Source organism: Flavobacterium rhizophilum (genome assembly GCF_046000485.1).
GTDB classification, from domain to species: Bacteria; Bacteroidota; Bacteroidia; order Flavobacteriales; family Flavobacteriaceae; genus Flavobacterium; species Flavobacterium rhizophilum.
The window spans coordinates 1-523 of sequence record NZ_JBELQB010000072.1 but is presented as its reverse complement, the minus strand read 5'-3'; the positions used below and the strand labels follow the sequence as shown (position 1 = coordinate 523).

1 pseudogene is annotated in these 523 nt (G+C 41.9%); it reads right to left on the bottom strand.

Annotated elements, in window-relative coordinates:
* Nucleotides 1–523: pseudogene (locus ABS768_RS17820) on the bottom strand (type IX secretion system sortase PorU); the annotation flags it as partial.

Genomic DNA, 523 nt, shown 5'->3' with positions numbered 1-523 from the left:
CCAATTGCCGCAGCATTTGCTGTAACAGCCATTGATGTGTTGCCTAATGAATTGGCTGCTGCGCTTACTGTTATTTTTACAGGTACAGATGTATCAATATCCGGAACTTCAAAATCAAACTCCTGTTCATTATTAATATTGAATTGTTCACCCAGCCATTTACGGCCAACCCGGGCAATATTTACAAGATCCTGTTCATGATACTGATATTCATCAAAAGTAGAAACATTTAAAGTTGGTGCCGATGCTGGCTGCAGCTGTTGCTGTATACGTTTACCGGGGCCACTGCCCGATGTAACATAATAATAGGAACGGCTGGCATATAAATTATTATGTGTACCGCTTTCCTCATTCCAGTTATCAACTCCTTCGGCATATAGTAATATATAATCGCCACTATCAAAATCGCCATCTTCTTCTCCCACAAAACGCACAGCATTCTCTTCAAGGTCGGCCGGATAAGGCGTAGCATTTAAAAGTGGAAGCATGCGCCCGCCATTGCCATAAATTTTAATGTTACGCG